1 protein-coding gene is annotated in these 3,792 nt (G+C 67.5%); it reads right to left on the bottom strand.

What is annotated here, in order from left to right:
• Positions 1-116: 116 nt before the first annotated feature.
• Positions 117-2,867, bottom strand: coding sequence for a magnesium-translocating P-type ATPase (gene mgtA / locus Q0066_RS04725; protein ID WP_298130560.1), 2,751 nt, complete (start codon positions 2,865-2,867; stop codon positions 117-119).
• Between the last annotated feature and the right edge of the window lie 925 nt (positions 2,868-3,792).

Below are 3,792 nucleotides of genomic sequence, written 5' to 3' on the forward strand. Positions count from 1 at the left end.
CCCCGCCGCGGGGGTGGTTGTGGTTTTGTGTGGGCCACCCCTGCGGGCTGGGGGGGCCGGGGGGGGGGGGGGGGGGGGGCCTTTGGGGGCCCCCCCACCCCACGGGTCGTGGCGGGTCAGATCCAGGTGCCGAATCGGCGGATGAACGCCTTCTTGACGGTCTGCACGACCAGGCAATAGGTCAGCAGGGTGCCGACGAGCCAGGGGAAGTACGTCCAGGGCAGCGGCACCAGCCCGAGTGTGGCGCCCCATCCGGTGAATGGCAGGACGAGCCCGAAGGCGCACACCGCTCCCGTCGCCAGCAGCACCGGCAGGCTCGCTCGGGACTGGACGAACGGAATGCGGCGGGTGCGCAGCAGGTGGACGATCAGAGTCTGGGAGATGATCGACTCGATGAACCAGCCGGACTGGAACAGGGCGGCGTGCTCGACGCTGTTGGCGGCGAACACGAACCACATGAGCGCGTAGGTCGTGAGGTCGAAGATCGAGGACGTCGGGCCGAGGAAGACCATGAACCGGGACAGGCTCTGCGATTCCCACTTGCGCGGCCTCTTGATGTCCCCGGCATCGACCCTGTCCCAGGGCAGGGCGAGCATCGAAAGGTCGTAGGCGAGGTTCTGCACCAGCACGACCAGCGGGATCATCGGCAGGAACGGCAGCATGGCACTGGCGACCAGAACCGAGAACATGTTGCCGAAGTTCGAGGAGGCGGTCATCTTGATGTACTTCATCGTGTTGACGAAGGTGCGGCGCCCCTCCAGCACCCCGCCCTCCAGGACGGTGAGGTCTTTCTCCAGCAAGATGATGTCGGCCGACTCCTTGGCGATGTCCACCGCCGTGTCGACCGAGATGCCGACGTCGGCGGTGCGCAGCGCCGGGGCGTCGTTGATGCCGTCGCCCATGAACCCGACCGTGTGGCCGTGCGCGTGCAGGGCCTCCACGATCCGCGCCTTCTGCGCCGGGGTGACCTTCGCGAAGACCGTGGTGCGCTCGGCGAGGACGCTGAGCTCCTCGACCGACAGGTCTTCGATGTCGCCGCCGAGAACGATCTGGCCGGAGTCGACGCCGATCTGGCGGCACACGGTGGCCGCGACCAGCGGGTTGTCCCCGGTGATGACCTTGACAGCCACGCCGTGTTCGCGCAGGCTCGCGATCGCCGCGCCGGCGGTCGCCTTCGGCGGGTCGAGGAAGGACAGGAAGCCCACCAGCGTCATATTCCGCTCGTCCTCGGCGCCGAACTCGGGCAGAGCGCCCTCGCGGTCGGGCGCGACCCGGCGCACCGCCACAGCGAGCACGCGCATCCCGAGCTCGTTCTGCTCGGCGACCAGCGCCCCCAACTCGGTCTGACGCGCCACGGTCAGGGGCAGGCTCGCACCACCGGAGAGCTCGGTCGTGCACAGCGCCATCACCTCCTCGACGGCACCCTTCGTGATGATCAGGTGCGCGAATCCGTCGTTGACGATCACCGACATCCGCCGCCGCACGAAGTCGAACGGCACCTCATCCACGAAGAGGTAGTCACGCTGCACCCGGTCGATTCCCTGCGGGCCCGCCGCGGCCAGGACCGCCGCGTCCAGCAGGTTGCGCAACCCGGTCTGGAAGTGTGAGTTCGCCGTCGCGTAGTCCAGCGTGACCGCGCTTGAGCGGCCTTCCACATCCAGGTGCCGTTCCAGCACGATCCGGTCCTCGGTGAGCGTTCCCGTCTTGTCGGTCGCCAGCACATCCATCGCGCCGAGGTTCTGGATGCTGTTGAGCCGCTTGACGATCACCTTCCGGCGAGCCATGAAGCTCGCGCCCTTGGCAAGACCGGCCGTGACCACCAGCGGCAGCATCTCCGGGGTCAGGCCCACCGCGACGGTGACGCCGAACAGGAACGCGCTCGTCCAGTCCTTGGTGAGGCCGTTGAGGACGAACACGACCGGCACCATCACCAACATGAACTTGATCAGCGTGAAAGTGACCTTCTTGATCCCCTTGTCGAACGCCGTTTCCGGCCTCGTCCCCACGATGGCGGAAGCCATGCTGCCGAAGTAGCTCAGGTTCCCGGTGCCGAGCACCACCGCAGTGCCCGAGCCCGAGACCACCGAGGTTCCCATGAAGCCGAGATTCGGCGCATCCAGGATGCTGGCCTCGGTCACCGACTCGGCGGCGTCGGCCGACTTCTCCGCCGGCATCGCCTCGCCGGTGAGCATCGCCTGGTTGACCTGCAAGTCCTTGGTACGCAGGAACCGTACGTCGCCCGGGATCATGTCACCGGCCGCGAGCTGCACGATGTCGCCGCGCACGACCTCCTCGATCGGCAGTTCGCCAGTCACCGGCTTGCCGCCCACCTGCCGGGTGACGGCGACCGTGGTCCGCACCATCGCCTTCAGCTTCTCAGCGGCCTGGGACGAGCGGTACTCCTGCCAGAACCTCACGAGCACACTGGCGAGCACCATGATGCCCACCGTGACGACTCCGGTGAAGTCCGGGCCGTCCCCAGGGTCCGCGAAGACCACATCGGTGAGCACCATGACCACAGCGAGGAAGATCAGGATCAGGACGAACGGGTTCACGAGGGTCCGCAGGAACTGAACAAGCGCCGGGGCAGGCCTGTCGTGGCGGACCTCGTTCAGGCCGTACCGGGCGCGGAGCCTTGTCACGGCATCCTCCGTCAGACCCGACGGGCTCGTCGCGAACGACGACAGGGAGGACGCTGCGGGCAGCAGCGCCGACTCCACGAGAATCCGCTGCTGCCCGGCAGCCAGCGTGGAGACCGAGGTGTCCGCCCGCCGGTTCTTGCCACGGGCGGGACGGATCGGCGCGCGGGGAGTCGTCCCCGCCGACGTGGTGGACAGTTCATTGAGGTCGGTGTCAAAAGTGCGCATGAGATTTCTCCAGGCGGTTTCAGGCGCGGCAGAACCGCCGCGCGCAAAGAGCAGGCATGCGCTGGCCGGTCAGAGCCGCTGAGGGATCAGTGAGGAGGTACCCCAGCGGAAAGTCAGAGGCGTCGGATTCGGAGCCGACCCGCCGTAGTCCCGCTGGGCTGGGTAGTTCGACTGTGGTCGTCGCTCACGACGGATCACCTCCTCACGCATGGCTCGGGGCCGCTCTGGCCCACGTGGAGAGACTAGCCGTCATTCAACGCTTTGCGCAAATAAAGGATCATTGCCTCGGGCGTCGGCTGAGCGCCCGTCCAGATTAGTCTGTTCTTTGCGCAACTGATAGATTATCGCGCGACTCGTCTCGCCGACGCTGAGGGGACGCGATGACGCGACCCGCAGGGTGCGAGACGCGCGCCATGGCGACCACGAAGGAGGCTCAGATGACGTCACCCGACGAGTCGCCTGACCAGCTCCTTCGACCGGCCTCTGCTGCTCGGGCGGATGGACCGGACTCTTCCGGCCCACAGGTCGCCGCCCAGCGCCGCCACACCGTCGCGCCCACCGGGCCACCTCCGGTCAGCGCCCGGCCCGCTCCCTCCTCCGATGCACCAGGCTCAAGGCGCAACCGCATTGCGATAGCGGTCCTCATCGAACTGCTCGCGGCCGCGGGGATCATCGGCGCCCTTATCGCCTGGGCCACGCATCGCCCGACGCTCGGGATGCTCGCCTTGGGAGCGGCGATCGTCGCGACTCTCAGCCTGTGGACATGGGCGCGGACGTCCTCCAGACGTGAGGCGACCCGCGACGGTGACTGTCGTCCACAGTGACACTGGAGGCCTGCGGCCATCAGCGCGGCACCACGGCTCAGCGGAACTCCACGAGAGCCAACTCCGGGCTCTCGTCGATGGCCCCAGAAACGACAGATGTC

It is taken from the genome of Micropruina sp., from assembly GCF_027492755.1.
Classification (GTDB): Bacteria; Actinomycetota; Actinomycetes; order Propionibacteriales; family Propionibacteriaceae; genus Micropruina.